The following is an 18846-nucleotide window of genomic DNA, read 5'->3' as shown; positions in this document are numbered from 1 at the left end:
TCTCCCGACTATTTTACTCCATATTTGTCATAGTATTCGTCAATCGCTGCCTTAATCTCATCTGTAATTACTACTTTTCCATTGCATTCTTTATTATACAAATGTTCAACAACTTCTTCCATTGTTACTATTGCATTTGCATCAAATCCGTATAATTCTTTAATTTCATCAAGGGCACATTTTTCGCCACCCTTTCCAACTTCCATTCTATTTAATGAAACCATTAATCCTACGATTTCAACATCAGCAGCATTTCTTACCTTTGGTACTGTTTCTTCCATTGATTTTCCTGATGTTGTTACGTCTTCAATCATGACAACTCTATCACCATCTTTTAACTTACTTCCAAGAAAACTTCCCTTGTCAGCACCATGGTCTTTTTCTTCCTTACGGTCTGAACAGTAACGTACATCTTTTCCATATAATTCGCTATATGCAATAGCTGTTACAACACTGATAGGAATTCCCTTATATGCCGGTCCGAATAATACGTCAAAATCATCTCCATATGTATCATGGATTGCCTTTGCATAATATTCTCCTAACTTTTTAAGCTGTGAACCTGTTACATATCCACCTGCATTCATAAAAAATGGTGATTTTCTTCCACTTTTTAATGTGAATTCTCCAAATTTTAAAACATCACTTTCTACCATAAAATCAATAAATTCCTGCTTGTACGCTTCCATTTTGTTTCTCCTTTACCAATCTGTATTGCCCCTTCCCTTCGGTCAGCGGCTATTCGTCGGAAACATTTATAAAAAATGAACTTCGTTCATTTTGTTTCCTCCTCTATCATTTTACTAATCCGATTAATGAATTGATATCTTCAACATTGTGTCTTCTCATATAGTCTTCAATTCCTGCAACAACTTCTTCTGTTACTAATGGATTTGTAAAATTTGCTGTTCCTATTGAAACTGCTGTTGCACCGGCTAATATAAACTCCATCGCATCATTTGCATCTTTAATTCCACCCATTCCGATTATAGGAATATTTACGGCATTTGCAACCTGATATACCATACGAACTGCTACCGGTTTTATTGCAGGGCCTGAAAGACCACCTGTCTTATTTGCCAAAGCAAATGTCTGACGTTCAACATCTATCTTCATTCCTGTAATTGTATTAATAAGTGATAATGCGTCTGCACCACCTGTTTCTGCTGCCTTTGCCATAACAGTTATGTCTGTTACATTTGGACTTAATTTCATGATAATTGGCTGTTTTGCAACTTTTTTAACTTCTTTAGTGATTGCTTCTACTGCCTTAGGGTCCTGTCCAAAAGCTATTCCGCCTTCCTTTACATTAGGACATGAAATATTGATTTCCAGCATATCTACAGGCTCGTTTCCAAGCTTTTCTACAACATCAATATATTCTTCTGTAGAATGGCCACACACATTTACAATAATCTTTGTATCAAACTGTTTAAGAAATGGGATATCTCTTTTTGCAAATAAATCAAATCCCGGATTCTGTAAACCGATTGCATTTAGCATTCCACCATAAGTTTCTGCAATTCTAGGTGTAGGATTTCCCGGCCATGGTACATTGGCCACACCCTTCGTAACTACTGCTCCTAATTTATTTAAATCTACAAATTCGCTGTATTCAGCTCCTGAACCAAATGTTCCTGATGCTTCCATAACAGGATTTTTGAATTCAACGCCTGCAATATTAACCTTTGTATTCATTATAATTCAACCTCCTGTGCTAAAAATACGGGACCGTCTTTGCAAATTCGTTTATTATTTACATTTGTATGATGGTCTTTTTCTTTTGACTTGCATACACATCCAAGACATGCACCAATTCCGCATGCCATCTTTTCTTCTAATGAAATCTGACACTCAATGTCATTTGCCAAAGCATATTCTTTTATCGCTCTAAGCATTGGTGTTGGTCCACACGCATAAATTACATCGCCTGTTACAGCACATGCTTTAATCGCATCTATAACTGTTCCTTTCGTTCCTGTGCTTCCATCTTCTGTAGCAATATAAACATCACCATTTTTTTCAAGTTCGTCAGTCAAAAACAATTCATCTCTGTATCCTGCAACTGTCTGAACTTTTACAATATTTTTTAACTCTTTTCCTAACTGAACCATCGGAGGTATACCAATTCCGCCTCCAATAAGAATTGCTTTTTTGCCTTCTCTTTGCATAAAGCCATTTCCAAGTGGTCCTAAAATATCGATATCATCACCTGATACATATCCTGACATTTCAGTAGTTCCTCCACCTACAACTCTATATACAATTCTTAAAGTTCCTTCTTCTTTGTTAACTTCGCAAATACTGATTGGTCTAGGTAAAAGCTTTGCTCCATCTTTACAATAAACAGATATAAACTGTCCTGCTACAGCTTCGGCTGCAATATCTTTTGTCTGAATCCACATACTGTAAACTCCTGTTGCTATGGATTCCTGTGAAATTACTTTTGCGATTTCTTTATGTTTCATCTAAACAGCACCTTTCTTAGATTGTGTTTGTATATTTTAATTTGAGAGTAGAAATCCGGTATGCATTTTTGCATTATACACTCTAGAATTATTATGAGTTTTTATTTCACGTAGAAATCCGGTATGCATTTTTGCATTATACAATTCCACTACTCTTTTAATTATAAGCTATTTTAGAAAATTGAATTAATATCTTCAATCATATCAACAACAGCCTGACGTGAAGCATCTGCATAATTTGCTTCTCCAAATTTAGCATATTTGTCCTGCTTATATGCACAAATTATACCTCTTGAAGAATTTACAATTGCTCCTAATCCGTCTTCATTAAAGTATGGTTTTAATCCGTCTGCTGTTCCACCCTGTGCACCATATCCCGGTACAAGAATGTAACTCTTTGGCATAACCTTTCTAAGAACTTTTCCCATTTCAGGATATGTTGCTCCTACAACTGCTCCTACATAACTGTAGTCATCTCCCATTATATCTTCGCCCCATTTAGCAACCTGTTCACCAACCCATTCGTAAAGTGGTCTTCCGTCAATCATTCTATCCTGAAATTCTCCACTTGATGGATTTGATGTTTTAACTAAAATGAATAAACCTTTCTTTTCTTCTTTACATACATCTACAAATGGCTTAATACCATCTGTTCCAAGATAAGGATTTACTGTAGCAAAATCTTCATCAAATAATGAATATGTATTATTGCCAACCTTAACTTTTCCAAGATGTCCTGTTGCATAAGCGGCAGAAGTTGAACCGATGTCTCCTCTTTTAACATCTCCAATAACAACTAAATCTTTTTCCTTTGCATATTTTACAGTCTTGTCAAATGCAACCAATCCCGGGATTCCAAACTGTTCATACATTGCAATCTGTGGTTTTACTGCAGGAATTAAATCGTATGTTGCATCTATAATTCCTTTATTGTACTGCCAAAGTGCTTCTGACACACCCTCAAGTGTTTCTCCAAATTCAGCATATGCCTTATCTGTAATGTGCTTTGGTATGTAAGATAACATTGGGTCTAATCCTACAACTACAGGTGCATTTGTTTCTTTAATCTTTTTTACAAGTTTGTTAATCATTCTATTCTGCTCCTTTATGTTTTATATTGATTTGCTTATCTTTTAATTTATTTTTCTTCAGGCTCCTTAACAATCTTTCCACCTAAAATTGTCCATTTAACTTTTCCTGATACTTTTGTTCCTCCAAATGGAGTATTTCTTCCTTTGGACTTAAATTCATTTACATCAATAATGTATTCTTCATCCGGATTGATAATTGTAATATCTGCCACCTTGCCTTCATCCAATGAGCCCTTATCTATTCCTAATACTTTAGCCGGATTGTAGCTCATCTTTTCAGCCATCTGCATAGGTGTGATAAATCCCGGCTTAAGCAAATGAGTCACTGTTAATGGTACTGCTGTTTCCAATCCTACAATTCCAAAAGGTGCTTCTGTTATGCTTCTTGCTTTTTCCTCTGCACTATGTGGTGCGTGGTCTGTTGCAATCACATCCATAACATCTTCGCTAAGTCCCTTTATAAGTGCGTCAACATCCTCTCTTGTTCTAAGTGGAGGATTCATTTTATAATTTGCATCTGCACTATCCATATCATCTGTACTCATGGCAAAATGATGTGGACATACTTCTGCAGTAACTTTAACTCCGTCTTCTTTTGCTTTTTTAACCATTGTTACACTGTCTTTTGTTGAGCAATGGCACAAATGTAATTTAGCCCCTGTTTCTTTTGCAAGCAAAATATCTCTTGCCACAATTATATCTTCAACCGCGTTACTAATACCTTTAACTCCAAACTCTTCTGATTTGTCGCCCATATTCATTACGCCACCATTTACTAAATTGATATCTTCGCAATGAGCTAATACCGGCACATCCGCTTTAACTGCATTTTTCATTGCATCACGATATACATTAGAATCCATAACAGATTTACCATCTTCACTTATAGCACATATACCTGCCTCTTTAAGTTCGAATACATCTGTTATTTCTTTTCCTGCCATTCCTTTAGTAACAGAACCTACAGGAAGTACATTTGTATATCCTGCTTCTTTTCCTTTATTTATAATATATCTGACCACTTCTGCATTGTCAGTAACAGGTTTTGTATTTGGCATGCAACATACAGATGTAAATCCACCATTAGCTGCCGCCATACTTCCTGTTATTATATCTTCTTTATAAGTAAGCCCCGGGTCTCTAAAATGAACATGTAAGTCTATAAGTCCCGGCATTACAAAACATCCCTTAGCATCAATAACCTTATCAGCTTCTTTTTCGATGTTTTCCCCTTTTTCAACAATTACTCCGTCCTTAACATAGACATCTAACACCTTATCCATTTTCTCAGACGGATTAATTACTCTTCCGTTCTTAATAAGAATTGTCATATATACCTCTTTCCGGCCGCCTGTTTTCAGGCAGAATACGCCATCTAAAAGTATATCAAATAAATGTATTCGTTTCAAGGCAAGTAAAAGAAAATGAAATATATAAGTAAAAGAAAATGAAATATATAAAGTTCATAGCTATTTTGCATTATTTTATGTTATTATTATTTTATCTATTGCCAGTATGATAGTTTAGTGTTATACTTCATCTAGTATTGATAACTATATGTTTTTTACAAAAGATTCTTTTATCTTAAGGAGTTTAGTTTTATGTATAAAATAATTAGCGATAGCGCATGTGATTTATCAAAAGAATATGTTGAAAAGAATGACATTACAGTTGTTCCTTTCTCTGTTTCTTTTGACCAGGAACATTATTTAAAAGATAGCATCGATATAACAAGAGATGAGTTTTACACAAGACTTGTTAATGAAAATGTTTTTCCAAAGTCATCACTTCCATCAGTTGAAGAATATATGGATACATTTTTAGAATATGTTAAACAGGATATTCCTGTTATATGTTTAACAATTTCTCTTGTTCTTAGTGGTTCTTATAATTCAGCAAGAACAGCTGCTGATTTAATTAAGGAAGACTACCCTGATGCAAAGATTGCAGTATTTGATTCTAAGCAAAACACTGCTACACAGGCATTATTAGTAAATGAAATTGTAAGAATGAAAAATGACGGTCTTAACTTTGAAGAGGCTATTGAAAAAATCGAAAAATTAATTCCTACAGCAATCATTTTCTTTACTGTTGGTTCTCTTGATTATCTTAGAATCGGTGGTCGTATTGGAAAGCTTGCTTCAATTGCAACAGGTAAATTAGGAATCAAACCTATCATCTTACTTAAAAACGGTGAATTAGGTTTAGGCGGAATTGGCAGAAGTCGTGCTAAATTAAAGAAAGCTGTTTTAGATACTGTTAACAAACACTTTACTGACAACAATTTAAGCAAAGATGATTACAACTTCAACGTAGGTTGGGGTTATGATAAAGAAGAAGGCGCCGAATTTTTAAAGGATGCTGAAAGCACACTTGGAGTAAAATGCTTAGACGAACTTAATGTTGATATTGGTATGACAACTGCTGTTCACACAGGTCCTTATCCTATAGGTGTAGGAATTATTCAAAAATACGAAACTTTAAAATAGATATATATTACAAGAAGTAAATGTTTATACACTTGGGGTTCACCATATTTTACAAAGATTCAAAGCGTGTGCCAAAAGGTGCACTATAAAACACGGATTACCCCCATTCTTGACAAATAGCCAATAAAACCAAAAGCCTCGCAATTAATTTTGCGAGGCTTTTGGTTTTATTCATCTATATCTCTGCTTTCTGTATCTATAATTGTATTATCATCTACCCATCTTCTAATTTTACCTGATACAGTTAGTGTCGTAATTAAATCTACAACTCCTGAATATGTTAAAATTATTCCTGTAATTCTTGTAACAAATACTGCTGTGTTCTGCGGATTTATTAATATTACAATTCCTAATAGCACATTAACAATTGCCACTATAAGTAAAAATACCCAATGTGAATCCATTCTTTTTAAATCCAAAGCATTTTCAATCTTCATAATTCCACTTATCACTATAATTATTCCGACTATAAATGGAATTATTGATATAACAAAATCCTTCTTTACAAGAACAAATATTGCGGCAATTATAAATATAATTCCAACTACTAATTCATATTTATAAAAATCATTTATCAAATCTCTTTTTCTATATTCAAGTAAATATCTTATTGCTAAAAGTAAAAATATAACTGCTATTATATAACAAATTGTATTCAATATGCTACTTGGATAAATCATCATCAAAATGCCCATTAATATACATAACAAAGCATAAATTACCATTTCCCATTTAAGACTTTTCAAATAATTCATATCGCATCTTCCTTTTCAATATGAGCCCGGATTACTCCGGGCCCATAATTTTGTTTATTGTTATTATTTACAATATAAGTGTTTTTATTATTTAAAATACTTAACTCCGGCTTCAAATACCTTAAGATCCTGTTCGCCATAAATATTCATAGCTACTGAGTTCCCTTTTCTTTCGATATGAGCCATCTTACCTAAGCATCTTCCGTCTGGAGATGTAATACCTTCAATTGCATAATATGAACCGTTTACATTCCATTCTTCATCCATTGTAGGCTGTCCCTGTTCATTTACATACTGAGTAGCAACCTGACCGTTAGCAAATAATTCTTTAATACATTCTTCAGGTGCAACAAATCTTCCTTCACCATGTGAAGCAGGATTTACATATGTTCCACCAAGTTCTGCTAACTGTAACCAAGGTGATTTATTTGATACAACCTTTGTATAAACCATCTTAGATACATGTCTGTTAATTGTGTTGTATGTCAATGTTGGTGAATTTTCATTCTGTCCTGTAATCTGTCCATTTGGAACTAATCCTAACTTAATTAAAGCCTGGAATCCATTACATATACCAAGTGCTAATCCATCTCTTTCATTTAAAAGTTTATGAACAGCTTCTTTAATCTTTTCATTTCTAAATGCTGTAGCAAAGAACTTAGCTGATCCATCCGGTTCATCACCTGCACTAAATCCACCTGGGAACATAATAATCTGTGACTGATTAATGCTTTCTTCAAAGATTCTTACTGAGTCTCTGATATCCTCAGGTGTAAGATTCTTAAATACCTTTGTAATAACGTTTGCGCCTGCATTTTCAAATGCCTTAGCACTGTCATATTCACAGTTAGTTCCTGGGAATACAGGAATAAATACTGTAGGTTTAGCAATCTTATTCTTGCATACATAAACACTTCCTTTATCGTATACAGGAGTATCGATAACTGATGTGTCTTTATGACTTCTTGTTGGGAATACTTTTTCAAGTGGTTTTTCCCATGTCTTAATTGCATCATCCAATGAAATTGATTCTTCTCCATATTTAAGTGTAGCATCATCTGTTGTTTCACCGATTAATACATAACTTACATTTACATCATCAATCTTATCAGCAGGTACTTCTGCAATTATATCACCGTATCCAGGTGCAAATAAGTCTGCTCCAGGAATCTGTCCGCTGACAGAAACACCAATCTTATTACCAAATGCCATCTTACTTACTGCTGGAATAACACCTTTACTATCTAATGCATATGCTGAAATTATAGTTCCATTCTGAATCATTTCATGAATTGCATCATATAACTTCATCATACATTCGTAATTTGGCTTTTCGTACTGGTCTCTGCATATTTCAAATTTAACAATCTTACTTCCAACTTCTTTAAATTCGGGTGTAATAATATCTTTTTCTTTTGCAACATCTACCGCAAATGAAACAAGTGTTGGAGGAACATCAATATCATTAAATGTACCTGACATACTATCCTTACCACCGATTGATGGAAGACCAAATCCCATCTGAGCGTCATATGCACCAAGAAGTGCTGCAAATGGCTGGCTCCAACGCTTTGGATCTTCTGTCATTCTTCTGAAGTATTCCTGGAATGTAAATCTAATCTTCTTATAATCACCACCTGTTGCAACTACCTTAGCTACAGAATCTACTACTGCATAAATTGCACCATGGTATGGGCTCCAACTTGAAAGATATGGATCAAATCCGTAACTCATAATTGTTACTGTATCGCATTTTCCTTTAAGTACAGGAAGCTTAGCTACCATTGTCTGAGTTTCTGTTAACTGATATTTACCACCAAATGGCATAAATACTGAACCTGCTCCAATTGAGCCGTCAAATTTTTCTACTAATCCCTTCTGTGAACACTCATTTAAATCTGATAATGTTTCTAACCATTTTTCCTTAACATCATCAACCTGAGGTTTCTTGAAGAAGTTCTTATCTTCATCCGGCATTTCAACTTCTACTGTTGTTTCCTGATGAGCTCCGTTTGTATCGAGGAATGCTCTTGAAATATTAACTATCTCTTTTCCTCTCCATTCTAATACAAGTCTAGGTTCTTCTGTTACATATGCTACTTCTGTTGCTTCAAGATTTTCTTCATTAGCATATTTTAAGAACTGTTCTACATCTTTAGGATCTACAACAACTGCCATTCTTTCCTGTGATTCTGAAATTGCAATTTCCGTACCATCAAGACCTGCATATTTCTTAGTTACTTTATCGAGGTTTACATGTAATCCGTCTGCTAATTCACCTATAGCAACAGATACACCACCTGCACCAAAGTCATTACATTTCTTAATTAAATAACTTACTTCTTCACGTCTGAACAATCTCTGTAATTTACGTTCTGTAGGTGCATTACCCTTCTGAACTTCTGCTCCACAGCTTTCAATTGACTGTTCTGTATGAATCTTTGAAGAACCTGTTGCTCCACCACAACCGTCTCTTCCTGTTCTACCACCTAATAAGATGATAATGTCACCCGGGTCAGAATTTAATCTCTGTACTGCACGTCTAGGAGCTGCTCCCATAACCGCACCGATTTCCATTCTCTTAGCAACATAATCAGGATGATAAATTTCCTTAACATATCCTGTTGCAAGACCAATCTGGTTACCATATGAACTATAGCCATTAGCTGCTCCCTGAACAATCTTCTTCTGTGGTAATTTACCCTTTAAAGTTTCGCTCATTGACTTAGTTGGATCAGCTGCACCTGTTACACGCATTGCCTGATATACATATGTACGTCCTGACAATGGATCTCTGATTGCTCCACCTAAACATGTTGCAGCGCCACCAAATGGTTCAATTTCTGTAGGATGGTTGTGTGTTTCATTCTTAAAGTTAACAAGCCATTCTTCTTCCTTGCCGTCAACTTCTACAGGCACAACAATACTACATGCATTTATTTCATCTGATTCTTCCTGGTCGTCTAATTTACCTTCCATCTTTAACTTACGCATAGCCATAAGTGCTAAATCCATAAAGCAGACAAACTTGTCCTTTCTACCCTTGAAAACACTTTCTCTTGTTTCCATATACTCTTCGTATGTCTTAACAAGTGGACTATTAAAATATCCATCATCAAATGTAACATCTGTAAGTTCTGTATTAAATGTTGTATGACGGCAATGATCTGACCAATATGTATCTAATACTCTTATTTCTGTTATTGAAGGATCTCTGTCTTCTTCATTCTTGTAATAATTCTGAATGTGAAGAAAATCTTTAAATGTCATAGCAAGTCCTAAAGAATCATATAATTCTTTAAGTGGTGCTTCCTCCATATCCTTAAAGCCATCGAATATAATAACGTCTGCAGGTTCTTCAAATTCTGTTACAAGTGTTTCAGGTTTTTCTAAACCTGTTTCTCTTGAATCTACAGGGTTAATACAATATGACTTAACCTGTTCAAACTGTTCATCGCTCATATGTCCTTCTAAAACATATGTTGTTGCACTTTTAATTACAGGCTTCTCGTCTTCATTTAAAAACTTAACACACTGTTCTGCAGAATCAGCTCTCTGATCAAACTGCCCCGGCAAATATTCCACGCTAAAAATTCTGTCTGTTTCGTTAAACGGAAAATTTTCTTCATAAACATTATCAACCGGTGGTTCAGAAAATACTGTTGTTAATGCTTTCTTATAAGTGTCTTCAGATAAATTCTCAACATCATATCTTACTAAAACTCTTACAGCATCCAATGTGTTGATTCCTAAATAACCCTTGATATCCTCTGTAAGTTCCTTGGCTTTAACAGCATATGGCTGTTTCTTTTCCACATAAACTCTCTTTACCTTGCTCATGAGTTCCTCCTGAATAGTAGTTTTATTATGGATTATGTCATTGCGACATAACCCATACTTATTCGATAGTATAGCACTTTTTTTTTAATAAGTACACTTTAAAAATGTTTTAATTAAATTCATTCATATGTTTTCTATACCATTTAGGGACGTGACTCATCTGACACTTTTCATTTCTTCTCTCTTCTATCGCTATCGCATCAAAAAATACTTTCCACAATTCCTCATAATCATCATCTATATCAATCTGGTCAATCACTCTATCTAGCTCTTCTCCGGATACAACTATTGTTTCACTTTTATACCTGTGAACTAGCGCTTTTTTTCTAATATCATCATATATAATCCAGTTTTCTTCAGGATATCTGCATGTAAAATGATTCTCAATTAATATTAAAACATCACACTTAGGACTTATTGTGCCAAATAAAAATTTACCGTTAATTTCTTTAAATCTTAATATTTCTCTGAATACATTCGCCTCATTAGAAGCCTTTCTTGCCAATTCCATTACGGTCATTACTCTATTTTCACTAAGCATCTTAGTAGTTCTACTACCTGCTCTAAATCCCACTTTAAGGAATTCCAAAATAGCATTCCCGCGATTCTTATCATAATGATGTGCTGCCCTGAAAATATATTCATATGCTTCAACCGATATCTTCTGCTGAATTGCCTGTGCAACACTAATTGCCTTCTTTACGTTAGTCTTACAATTAATATTCTCACAAAACAACTCATATGCATAATCATCTCCCGGATAAATCTTTACTTTATTACCCTTAAGCATTAAAACCCATCCGTCATATACAGCAGTCATAATTCCATCAAATGAGTCATCACATACAAGAGTTATTTCCTTAAATTCATTCATCAGTTCACCCCCATATCAAATATATTCATCTGCGTATAAGTAATATTATTATCAATGGCATAAGTATTCTTTCTGTCACTATCCGCTATTGAACGTGCTATATAATCCTGATTCATATTAAGAGGCATCATTGTCTTTCCGTTACATGTTATAAAAAATGCTGCTCTTTTTAATACAACACCCATCTTCTTTAAGTTATAAAAATCCAATTTACCATATCGTCTTGCTGACACAATTCGTTTTGCCGACTTTACACCAATTCCCGGAACTCTTAACAACGTATAATAATCTGCCCTCATAATCTCCACAGGGAACTGTTCTATATGATTAATAGCCCAGTCGCACTTAGGATCTAACGCCATATTAAAATTAGGCTTCTCTTTGCTTAATAATTCACCTGCCGTAAAGCCATAATATCTTAACAGCCAATCCGCCTGATACAATCTATGCTCTCTAAGTAAAATGCTATGGCCTCCCAAAGATGGTGCCTCTATATTATGATTCACATCTACAAATCCTGAATAAAACACTCTCTTAAGTTTAAACTTCTCATACAATGTAGCTGTTACATTTAATATCTGGTAATCTGTTTCTCTTGTTGCTCCAATAATCATCTGAGTGCTCTGCCCTGCCGGGACAAATTTAGAACTCTTATAACCTCCATATTTCATTGGATAATGATATCCGTCATTCTTCCCCGGAAGCAAATGACCCATTCCATCTTTAATCTGCTTCATGGGTATAATTATATTCTTATGATGCTTGTTCGGTGCAAGTTCAGAAAGGCTTTCCTGCGTTGGCAATTCTAAGTTGGCACTCATTCTATCAACAAGAAAACCCAATTTTTCAATAATTTCAGGTGATGTACCCGGAATTACTTTTACATGTATATAGCCATAAAAATGATGTATATTTCTCAATTTCCAAATTGCTTCATAAATAAGTGACATTGTATGATTAGGATTCTTAACTATTCCCGAGCTCAAAAATAGCCCTTCTATATAATTTCTTCTATAAAACTCTATGGTTAATTTACAAACTTCATCAGGTGTAAATGTTGTCCTCGGCACATCATTAGAAACTCTGTTAACACAATACTTGCAATCATATATACACTCATTAGTAAATAATATCTTAAGCAGTGACACACATCTTCCATCCGCCGCAAATGTATGACATATTCCACACGCATGAGTATCTCCAAGTCCACTTCCCTTATTGCTTCTGTCGACACCACTACTTGTGCACGCCACATCATACTTGGCAGCATCTGTCAATATTCTTAACTTCTCTGACATGCTAAGATTATGAGTAACATTAACTTCCACGGAATCTGTATTAAATTTACTGTCATCAATAACGCTGGTTTTATTATATGTAGCATCATTAAGCTCTTTACTTAAATTGTCAATACTAATTACGTCTGATTTATTACTCAATTCCATGCTATCCATGTATGTGTCACCACCTTTCTGTCGAACATATGTTCTATTATAATGATAACACCCTTTTGCACAATTTGCAATAGTCAAATTCTGTAACTTTTTTATTGAGTAATACATTATTAATGAAAATTTAATATTCATAATGTTATTTTTTTTTAATTTGTGCTAAAATAAAATTATACGAGGCTAGGGTAAAGAGTGCGTAGCACGAAACAATCCGTAGGTATCAACGTTGGAGTTTCTAAGCCCACTTGAGTTTACTCATACGCGGGTGAAAAAACTTGGTACGGCTAACTACAGAAGAATTTATACAAAAGTTTTATACTTAAGAAGGAGGAATTACTATGCCCTCATTATATGCTCATAACAAATTTGGCAAACTTGTAATTAAAAATTTGCCCGTTGAATATAAAGAAATTATCAGAAGATATCCAAATTCATTCAGACTTGGACTTCAGGGCCCTGATTATCTATTTTTCTACAGAGCCTTTTCAATGAACAAAATCAACCAATATGGTGTTAAGCTTCACAAATCCGATGCTTACACATTTATGCTTAATTCCATTGATGTAGTACATAAATATGGAATTCACAGTGCAGAATTCAGTTATATCATGGGATTTATATGCCATTTTACATTGGACAGCATTTGTCATCCTTATGTTAATTTAAGTATGAACGAAACAGGTTGCGGTCACATAGAAATTGAAGGTGATTTGGAGAATCTTTTGCTTTCAAAAGATGGTTTTAAACCTGAACGCTACCCAATGCACAAACTTGTTTCTACAGATTATGCCACCGCCAAAAGTGCTGCTGTATTTTATAAAGGACTTTCAACAATTGCTTCACATAAATGCATGCGATGGATGCGACTTATTAAGCATTTATTTGTTGCTCCTAGAAAGCCAAAGCAAAAAATAATTGACATTCTCATGCGTGTAACATTTCATTACAAATCTTTTAAAGGTCACATGATTGAACCTGAAGCAAATAAGAAATGTCGTGAAAATACAATTGAATTAGAAAAAATGTTAAGAGATTCTGTTCCTGTGGCTGTATCACTTATAAAAAACTACAGAAAAGTATTGTCCGGTTCAGTTGCTTTGTCACCAAGATTCCATTATGACTTTAACGGTAACAGGCTTAATTAAAATAAATAAAACAACGGGTAAATAGCCAGTCAAGCTATTTACCCGTTGTTTGTTTCAATTCATAAAAATACCTTTCGTATTAACACTAAAAGTATTTTGTCTGAAATATGTTTATTTTCATTTCTGTTTTTTAACTATTTCATTAAGCAAAGCATTTGCTACCTCGTCTTTAGACATAATTGGCAACTCTTTTACTTCATCCTTAGTAATAATTGTTACTATGTTTGTGTCTGTTCCAAATCCGGCACCTTTAACTTTTAAGTTGTTTGCAACAATCATGTCGAGATTTTTCTTTTCAAGTTTTGCTTTTGAATTTTCAAGCATATTTTCAGTTTCCATGGAAAAGCCACATACAAACTGATTTTTCTTTTTAGGAGCAAGCGTTCCAATGATGTCCGTTGTTCTCTCTAATTCTATTGAAGAATCTCCTTCTTTTTTCTTAATCTTGTTATCCGCAGGATTAACCGGACGATAATCGGCAACTGCCGCACTCATTATGAGAATATCCTGATTGTCAAATTCAGCTGCTACTGCTTCGTACATATCCTGTGCACTTTCGACATCCACAACTTTAACAAAATCAGGTTTTTCTATAGAAGTGTGTCCACTAACCAAAGTTACATCTGCACCTCTAAGCATTGCATTTTTTGCAATTGCATAACCCATCTTTCCTGTAGAATGATTGCTGATGAAACGAACAGGATCAATCTTTTCTTTCGTAGGACCCGCAGTAACTAAAATCTTTTTGCCTTTCAAATCTTTTTCAAATGCAATCTCTTTCATAATATATGAAAGAAGCACTTCGGGTTCAGGCATTTTCCCGCTACCTGTAGTTCCACATGCAAGATATCCTACTGCCGGTTCGATAACATTGTATCCATAATTTTTCAACTTATTAAGATTATCCTGAACAATAGGATTTTCAAACATATTCGTGTTCATTGCAGGAGAAATATATTTAGGACATTTTGCTGCCATAATTGTTGTCGTAAGCATATCATCCGCAATACCATTTGCAATCTTTCCAATTACATTTGCACTGGCAGGAGCCACCATAAATATATCCGCTTTCTGTGCTAATGACACATGTTCAACCTGAAATTCAAAATTTCTGTCAAATGTATCTACAAGGCATTTTGTTCCCGTAAGCGATTCAAATGTAATAGGATTTATAAAATTTGTTGCATTTTTAGTCATTATAACATTTACATCTGCATGAAGTTTTACTAAAGCACTCGCCAAGCTTGCAATTTTGTACGCTGCTATGCTTCCTGTTACGCCTAACACTACTGTTTTTCCTTTTAACATAACGGTTCTCCTATTTTTCTAAATCAAATATTCTTCCCTATTTTATCCTATTTTTCTAAATCAGGCAATCTCCCATGTTTTCTATTTTTCCAAGTCAAATAATCTTCCATGTTTTTCGTAATTTGTAAGTCTTGTAATTTTGTTGTCATCATCTACGAAAACAACCTTTGGCTTGTTTTCTTTAACTTCCTCAGGTGTCATCTGTGCATAACACATAATAATTACCTTATCGCCTAATGATACACAATGTGCTGCTGCTCCATTTAAGCAAATCATTCCTGAACCGCGTTCACCGGCAATTGCATAAGTTTCAAATCTATTTCCATTATCTACGTCAGCAATCTGAACTTTTTCATATTCTAAAATTCCTGCTGCATCTAATAAATCCTCATCAATTGTTATGCTTCCTACATAATCTAATTCTGCCTGTTTTACTGTTGCACGGTGTATCTTACTTTTTAACATTTCTATCTGCATTTTTATTTCCTTCCGCTTTTATTTTTACATTGTATTCCGTCTGCCATGCCCCATTCTAAAATGCTCCGCATTTTATCATGGACGGCTGCGCCGTATACCTGCAAATAATTTTTTTCATATTTGAGAGCAAGCTCTCATCTGAAAAAATTATTTGCAGGTGCATGGCTTGGCTTAATCCCAAATGGTATTGTCTATTAATCTTGTCTTTCCAATGTAAACTGCCATAGCTACTAACATTGGCTTCTGTACTTTCTTAACCTGCTGCATTGTTAAGCCATCAACCGCTTTAACATAATCAATTTTAGCAAGTGGTTCCGTTTCAATATTTTTCTTCATAGCTTCAACAATCTTATCCGCATCAGTTTCACCTGCTTCAAGCATTTCTCTTCCAAGCTTAACTGTTCTGCTTAAAATTAAAGCTGCTTTTCTTTCTTCTGCTGAAAGATATGTGTTTCTTGAACTCTTTGCAAGTCCATCTTCTTCCCTTACAATAGGGCAACCGATAACTTCAATATCAAAATTTAAATCCTGTACCATATGCTTAATAATCGCTAACTGCTGAGCATCCTTCTGGCCAAAATAAGCTCTGTCAGGGTTTACGATGTTAAATAATTTGCTTACTACTGTACATACACCTCTGAAATGAACAGGTCTGCTAAGTCCACATAATTCTTCTGTCAACACTGACATATCAACGTATGAACTAAAACCATCTTTGTACATTTCTTCAGGTTCAGGATTAAAAATCAAATCTGCGCCAAGGCTTTCACAGAATTTGCTATCCTTTTCTAAATCTCTTGGATAACTTTCCAAATCTTCTGTTGGTCCAAACTGCATTGGATTTACAAATATGCTGACTACAACTTTATCATTTTCTTCTCTTGCTTTCTTTATAAGACTTCCATGTCCTTCATGAAGATATCCCATTGTTGGTACAAATCCAACTGTCTGTCCTTCCTTTTTCCAAGTCTTTACATTTTCTCTAACTTCTTTAATTGTTTTTACTACTTTCATTGTTCGTCCTCCTGTAATCTGTATTGCCTCTCCATTCGGTCAGCGGCTATTCGTCGGAAACATTTATAGAAAATGAACTTCGTTCATTTTGTTTCCTCCTGTATTCTGTATTGCCCCTCCCTTCGGTCGGCGGCTATTCGCTTTTTGCAATTCTTTAATATAATTTTCCTATTACTTCATCATCTATTTTATATGAATGTTCTGCAGCTGGAAATGTCTGATTGTTAATTTCCTCTTTGTACTGTCTGAATGCATTTTTCATTACTTCACCAACATTTGCAAAATTCTTAACAAACTTTGGAACGTAATCTGTAAACATTCCTAGCATATCCTGATATACCAAAACCTGTCCGCTACAACCTGCTCCTGCTCCAATTCCAATTGTAGGAATTGAAAGTTCTTCCGTAATCTTTGTAGCAAGCTTTTCAGGAACACATTCAAGTACAAGCATTGAAGCTCCTGCTGCTTCTACTGCTCTTGCATCATCTATTAATTTCTGAGCTGCATCTTCTGTCTTTCCCTGAACCTTATATCCACCAAGTGCGTTAATTGACTGTGGTGTAAGTCCCAAATGAGCGCAAACCGGAATTGATGCTTTAACAATAGCTTCTATCTGTGGGCAAACTTCTTTTCCGCCCTCTAATTTTACCATCTGCGCACGTCCCTCTTTCATAAGTCGACCTGCATTTACAACTGCATCATATACTGATGACTGATATGACATAAATGGCATATCGCAAACGATTAACGGGTTCTTTGCCCCTCTTGCAACAGCTGCGCAGTGATGAATCATATCTTCCACTGTTACGCTGATTGTATCTTCGTAACCAAGCATTGTATTTCCAAGAGAGTCACCTACTAAAATTGTATCAACTCCTGCCTCGTCCATAAGCTTTGCTGTTGAATAATCGTAACATGTAAGCATTGCAATTTTTTTATTTTCTGCTTTCATATTCTGAAGTGTTGTTACTGTAGTTTTCATTTTAATATTTCCTCCATCTCACTATAATCAATATTTTTATCTCTGTTCTCTGCAACTTTTAAAACTTCCAAAGACACTGCCTTATATGTTCTTTTTTCATCATCATTAAGGCATTCCAAATGTTTTTTAACTGTGCCTATATCATTTCTCTGAATAGGTCCTGTAAGTGCATTAACCGTTCCGTCATTAATAATGTGATTGATATTTCCCATAACGATAGGCGTAATTGCCTCATGAGCACTTTTTTCATCAAATCCACATTCCTTAAGCAGATTTTCACTCATGTTAATAAGTCCTACCACAAGATTACTGCAAACAGCTGCCGCAGCATGATATTTGACTTTATCTTTTTTGTCTATGGTAATAACTTTATTTCCCAGATTTTCAAATAGACTAATCATCCGGTCTAAATATTTTGTATCACCTTCAATTGTAAAATAACTATTGGAAAGCTCTTTGTAAGAATCGTATTTATTACTTACTGCAAAGAGTGGATGGATGGAGTAACCGTAACAATTCATGTCGGTTATATCCGAAAAGACATCTGACGACATAGCGCCACTACAATGACAAATAATCTTATTCTTAATGTGCTGACTTTTCAACTGATTCCATACAGACTTAATCTGCCCATCAGATACCGTCAAAAAAATCACATCACTATCCGCTATTAAATCATTGATTTCTTTGTATTCTTTACTGTTTGTAAATTCTGCTGCTTCCACAGCATCATGTTCAAATTCACTGTAATAGCCACAAACATTCTGACCATTTTCAGCAAAATATTTTCCAAGGGAAAAGCCAACTTTCCCTGCTCCTATAAATCCAATTTTCATGGCATCCCTCCTAACCTTAGTTACGGGATAATGAGTCCGATTTTCTAAAATGAAATATCGGCTATGCACACTCAAATTATTAATATAAGAAATTGTCTTTTGGTATAGTTTCTTTC

Annotated in this window: 16 protein-coding genes; 2 read left to right on the top strand and 14 right to left on the bottom strand. The window is 34.7% G+C overall.

From position 1 onward, the window contains the following. Positions 1–8: 8 nt before the first annotated feature. The 5 genes from pyrE to ABMA45_RS10100 form a co-directional block, all read right to left on the bottom strand. Positions 9–689, bottom strand: a complete 681-nt coding sequence (gene pyrE / locus ABMA45_RS10120; RefSeq protein ID WP_022089773.1) for an orotate phosphoribosyltransferase — start codon at positions 687–689, stop codon at positions 9–11. A gap of 106 nt (positions 690–795) precedes the next feature. Next, entirely contained in the window at positions 796–1698 is a 903-nt protein-coding gene (locus ABMA45_RS10115; RefSeq protein ID WP_022089772.1) for a dihydroorotate dehydrogenase, read from the bottom strand. Continuing rightward, positions 1698–2468, bottom strand: a complete 771-nt coding sequence (locus tag ABMA45_RS10110) for a dihydroorotate dehydrogenase electron transfer subunit (protein WP_022089771.1) — start codon at positions 2466–2468, stop codon at positions 1698–1700. Before ABMA45_RS10110 ends, ABMA45_RS10115 begins: the two co-directional genes overlap by 1 nt. Positions 2469–2641: 173 nt before the next feature. Next, on the bottom strand, positions 2642–3559 hold the full coding sequence (gene pyrF / locus ABMA45_RS10105; RefSeq protein WP_022089770.1) for an orotidine-5'-phosphate decarboxylase: 918 nt from the start codon (positions 3557–3559) through the stop codon (positions 2642–2644). Between the two features lie 47 nt (positions 3560–3606). After that, positions 3607–4890: a dihydroorotase gene (locus ABMA45_RS10100; RefSeq protein WP_022089769.1), complete on the bottom strand. Its 1284-nt coding sequence runs from the start codon at positions 4888–4890 to the stop codon at positions 3607–3609. A 270-nt stretch (positions 4891–5160) separates the two neighbouring features. Here ABMA45_RS10100 and ABMA45_RS10095 point away from each other — a divergent pair, with 270 nt between their 5' ends. Beyond that, complete coding sequence (locus ABMA45_RS10095) at positions 5161–6048, top strand: DegV family protein (protein WP_022089768.1); 888 nt, start codon at positions 5161–5163, stop codon at positions 6046–6048. Between the two features lie 167 nt (positions 6049–6215). Here ABMA45_RS10095 and ABMA45_RS10090 read toward each other — a convergent pair whose 3' ends face one another. The 4 genes from ABMA45_RS10090 to ABMA45_RS10075 all read right to left on the bottom strand — a co-directional run bounded on the left by ABMA45_RS10090 (position 6216) and on the right by ABMA45_RS10075 (position 12815). Next, a complete protein-coding gene (locus tag ABMA45_RS10090; protein ID WP_022089767.1) occupies positions 6216–6803 on the bottom strand; it encodes a DUF308 domain-containing protein in 588 nt (195 codons plus the stop codon). A gap of 87 nt (positions 6804–6890) precedes the next feature. Further along, positions 6891–10643, bottom strand: coding sequence for a phosphoribosylformylglycinamidine synthase (locus ABMA45_RS10085; RefSeq protein ID WP_022089766.1), 3753 nt, complete (start codon positions 10641–10643; stop codon positions 6891–6893). 109 nt (positions 10644–10752) lie between these two features. Continuing rightward, the gene (locus ABMA45_RS10080) at positions 10753–11517 is read right to left on the bottom strand and encodes a TIGR03915 family putative DNA repair protein (protein WP_022089765.1); all 765 of its coding nucleotides are present in this window, start codon (positions 11515–11517) and stop codon (positions 10753–10755) included. Then, on the bottom strand, positions 11517–12815 hold the full coding sequence (locus ABMA45_RS10075) for a putative DNA modification/repair radical SAM protein (RefSeq protein WP_347996564.1): 1299 nt from the start codon (positions 12813–12815) through the stop codon (positions 11517–11519). The genes ABMA45_RS10080 and ABMA45_RS10075 overlap by 1 nt, the downstream gene beginning before the upstream one ends. 491 nt (positions 12816–13306) lie before the next feature. Here ABMA45_RS10075 and ABMA45_RS10070 point away from each other — a divergent pair, with 491 nt between their 5' ends. Beyond that, positions 13307–14113, top strand: a complete 807-nt coding sequence (locus ABMA45_RS10070; protein WP_022089763.1) for a zinc dependent phospholipase C family protein — start codon at positions 13307–13309, stop codon at positions 14111–14113. A gap of 117 nt (positions 14114–14230) precedes the next feature. Here the strand turns inward: ABMA45_RS10070 and coaBC are convergent, their stop codons facing one another. The 5 genes from coaBC to ABMA45_RS10045 all read right to left on the bottom strand — a co-directional run bounded on the left by coaBC (position 14231) and on the right by ABMA45_RS10045 (position 18730). After that, positions 14231–15421: a bifunctional phosphopantothenoylcysteine decarboxylase/phosphopantothenate--cysteine ligase CoaBC gene (gene coaBC, locus ABMA45_RS10065; protein ID WP_022089762.1), complete on the bottom strand. Its 1191-nt coding sequence runs from the start codon at positions 15419–15421 to the stop codon at positions 14231–14233. 81 nt (positions 15422–15502) lie between these two features. Further along, entirely contained in the window at positions 15503–15898 is a 396-nt protein-coding gene (gene panD / locus ABMA45_RS10060; RefSeq protein ID WP_022089761.1) for an aspartate 1-decarboxylase, read from the bottom strand. 171 nt (positions 15899–16069) lie between these two features. Beyond that, positions 16070–16912, bottom strand: a complete 843-nt coding sequence (gene panC / locus ABMA45_RS10055; RefSeq protein ID WP_022089760.1) for a pantoate--beta-alanine ligase — start codon at positions 16910–16912, stop codon at positions 16070–16072. A gap of 154 nt (positions 16913–17066) precedes the next feature. After that, positions 17067–17894 carry a 3-methyl-2-oxobutanoate hydroxymethyltransferase gene (gene panB / locus ABMA45_RS10050; protein WP_022089759.1) on the bottom strand — a complete coding sequence of 276 codons (828 nt, stop codon included), beginning with the start codon at positions 17892–17894 and terminating at the stop codon, positions 17067–17069. Next, positions 17891–18730 carry a Rossmann-like and DUF2520 domain-containing protein gene (locus ABMA45_RS10045; RefSeq protein ID WP_022089758.1) on the bottom strand — a complete coding sequence of 280 codons (840 nt, stop codon included), beginning with the start codon at positions 18728–18730 and terminating at the stop codon, positions 17891–17893. Before ABMA45_RS10045 ends, panB begins: the two co-directional genes overlap by 4 nt. Between the last annotated feature and the right edge of the window lie 116 nt (positions 18731–18846).

This window comes from Eubacterium sp. CAG:156, from assembly GCF_000434315.1.
GTDB classification, from domain to species: domain Bacteria; phylum Bacillota; class Clostridia; order Lachnospirales; family Lachnospiraceae; genus Eubacterium_U; species Eubacterium_U album.
This window is presented reverse-complemented; position numbering and strand designations above follow the sequence as displayed.